This is a genomic window from Candidatus Ruminimicrobium bovinum, from assembly GCF_902760015.1.
Classification (GTDB): Bacteria; Elusimicrobiota; Endomicrobiia; order Endomicrobiales; family Endomicrobiaceae; genus Ruminimicrobium; species Ruminimicrobium bovinum.
In genome coordinates, this window is record NZ_CACWEU010000088.1 from 1 (window position 1) to 3,134 (window position 3,134).

The 3,134-nt window shown below is 29.7% G+C and carries 5 protein-coding genes; all 5 read right to left on the reverse strand.

All coding sequences use genetic code 11. From position 1 onward, the window contains the following. Nucleotides 1-323: 323 nt before the first annotated feature. Complete coding sequence (locus tag ACMUOV_RS03035) at nt 324-509, reverse strand: hypothetical protein (protein WP_413853576.1); 186 nt, start codon at nt 507-509, stop codon at nt 324-326. A gap of 87 nt (nt 510-596) precedes the next feature. Further along, entirely contained in the window at nt 597-1,286 is a 690-nt protein-coding gene (locus tag ACMUOV_RS03040; RefSeq protein ID WP_413853577.1) for an aspartate/glutamate racemase family protein, read from the reverse strand. Between the two features lie 34 nt (nt 1,287-1,320). Further along, a complete protein-coding gene (locus tag ACMUOV_RS03045; RefSeq protein WP_413853578.1) occupies nt 1,321-1,797 on the reverse strand; it encodes a hypothetical protein in 477 nt (158 codons plus the stop codon). 349 nt (nt 1,798-2,146) lie between these two features. After that, a complete protein-coding gene (locus ACMUOV_RS03050) occupies nt 2,147-2,845 on the reverse strand; it encodes a rhomboid family intramembrane serine protease (RefSeq protein ID WP_413853579.1) in 699 nt (232 codons plus the stop codon). Nucleotides 2,846-2,929: 84 nt separating this feature from the next. Further along, nucleotides 2,930-3,134: FtsW/RodA/SpoVE family cell cycle protein (locus tag ACMUOV_RS03055; RefSeq protein ID WP_413853580.1), on the reverse strand; the 205-nt coding region annotated here is incomplete at its 5' end.

The window sequence follows — 3,134 nt, forward strand, 5'->3', positions numbered from 1 at the left end:
ATTATATCTTCATTATTAAAAGGAACTGTAAAAGAGAATTTAACGTTACTTTGATTATCCATAAAATCACCTTATCTCCGACTGATTATACAAAATTATTATAAAATTTTCAATTAATTTATAATATCACCCAATCACTTTTAAGTGATTTCAAAATATCTTGAAATCGTAAATTTTACATCCCGCTTTTTTCGATATGTTTATTGTCACACATACTGCGTACAACCCGTTCACAGTCCGCTACACCAATCTTATAGCAAACCATTTATTTTTCTTTATATAATTCAATTACTTTTGAAAACTTTTTATCTTAACTCTCAACATTATGCCTTATACCCCTTAGGCACTATATCTGGATACAATTCTGCCATAACATTAGTCGGAATAAACAAGATTCGATTTTCATTTACTTGAAAACAAAACACTCCCTTATCTGTTTCAATTGAAAATACTGCATTAACCTTATCATTTGAGACAAAAAAATACTGCCAACGATTAAACTTTGACATATTATTGCTCCATTTCAAATTTCACATTTTACCGTGAGTAACTGCTTTTACCAAATAACTTGCTATCGCTAAACCAAAAAGCATTACTTATAAAACCTCATGAATCAAATCATTTATATGTATTTCAACGCTATCCAAACACGGAACAGAACAATTCTCTGAGTTCAACAAAAGAGGAAGTTCCGTGCATCCCAGTACAACTGCTTCAATACCATTTTTGTCTCGTATTTTATCTATTATGCTTTGGAACTCTTTTAAAGTGCTTTCCTTAACAATTCCTAATTCCAACTCCTCAAAAATTCGTTTTGCCACAAGGTAACGATCATTTTCATCAGGAATATATACTTCTATACCCGCATCCCTGAAATCATTTTTCATATAATCCTGCTCCATTGTAAAAATAGTTCCAAGAAGAAGAATCTTTTTATATCCTTTGTTCTTTACCTCTGTGCAGACCGCTTTAGGAATGCTGATTAACGAAACGCCGGTATCATTAACTAAATCCCCGAACACAATATGCATTGTCACTGCTGTCAAAGATACTACTTCTGCACCTGCATTTTTCAGGCAAAGCACTTTCTCGGAAAGATATTCTTTTAGGAGGTCATATCTTCCCGACGAAACATAATTCCATGCTCTTCTGAAATCTAAACTCTCAATAACAATCTCCGGCATTTGTTTTCCGTCTGTAATCTTATCAATTCTTGAGTTTAATTCCTTATAATACATAAGTGTGGATTCTGGCCCGGTACCACCCACTAATCCTATTTTTTTCATAAACGATCCTTTCTCAATCCTTTTGGTATATTTATTAGTCAGTTATCCTGAAATATAATCGTTCTAAAAATCGCGAGATTTGCAAATCATCAAATTCGGTAATTTTAGCCACGGTCTGCGTCGAAAATGAATTTTTATATAAACAACTTGCTATTAATTTACCTTTTTTATTTTTATTACCACTGTTTTTGATTATTTCAACAAAATCTTCATAAAAAGTATAAGTTATTGTTTTATCGGCATTTTTTATATTTCGTTCATTTTTAGTAAAATAATATACAGAAGAACCAATAGAAAATATTGTAAATCCCAAAAAACCTAAAGCTGCAAATGTCGAAGGATCTTTACTTACAAAAATTATAGCAAATATAGGTAAAATAAAAAATATTGAACACACAAGCAACAAAAAACCCAATTTTTTATTTAAGTTTTTTCTTCTTGCTACTAAAACTTCATTATTAAATTCTGATACAAATTGAAACCTAATAGGATTTTCAGATTTTTCTTCCATAGTAATCACCTCCGCGGAATTATACTTTTTAACTACATAAATGTCAAGAAATTTACAATATAAAATAAATTACACCAAATATTATTTAATTTCAACACTTGAATTTTTATTCGCAATATTAATTCAGATTTACTATATAATTATCAAAATTCAAACTTATAATATTACGATTTTCAATTAACTCATTGAAGACCGCAAATGTTTTTCCGATAAAAAATATATATTTATTAAATTTTGACTTGTTTGTTTATATTCAATAAAATTCCGATTGCCGACATAAACACAACCAAACTTATTATATCTGCTCTTATGGACAGCAACATGCCGACTTCGTTGGCAGAATTAACCTTTATGACCCGTTATTGCTCCGATTTTTTTTGTCGCTTATTTTTGTTGTTGATAAAATTGTAAATATCAATATACCTATAATAATGCCAACTATAAATGGTGCAAAATGCCCAGCAGTATTTGTATAAAAGACATCCATAAATCTCATTGATGGATGAGTAAAAAAGTCCGATGGAGTACTAATATTGTTTGAGTTGACCGAAGAGAGAAATATGAAAAAAACTAATGGTATGAAAAATATAAATGCATTTTTAGACAATATATATTCTCTATAATTAAATGCTACAAGAACCAAAACAAGCCCAAACAAAAAATAATTCACACAAGACTCACCTGCGCCACTCCATTTTGTATCATATGTGTATAAAAAGGATTTAGTTGCGAAACAAGAAAGATTTGCCAAAGGAATAATAAAAATTAACATTATCAAATATGTGAATGAACCAAAATGTCTTTCTAACAAAAGCGAAAGTAAGACCAACATAATGACATTAAATGTTATATGCACCGCATTTACGTGAGTAAAACTCACTACATATATATTCCAAAAACTATTAGGAGCATAAGGCTTAATAGTAAAATATCCGATAATCATAGCAACAATCATTGTAATAGTTGCAACATAATAAAAATTTAGATTATACCATTTTAAATTTTTATCTTTTAAGTTTATGTAGTTTTTAAAAAACTTGTTATGCATATTTTTCTGATTACAGAATTATTGTAACACACTTTTCTTTTTATTGTATCATTTTTTAAACAAAATTTCAAAAAATAAGCAGAGTTAAATTTTTCTCTGTTTACCGATATTAAGCAACACCCCTATCGCACTCATAAAAACAACTAAACTTGTGCTGCCTGCCGAGATAAACGGAAGCGGTAAACCCGTTGGCGGAATCGACCCCGTAACCACCGCAATATTAAGTAATGTTTGAATTGAGATTACGGAAACTATACCGATAGCAAGTAAAGTTTCAAACGGACTTTTC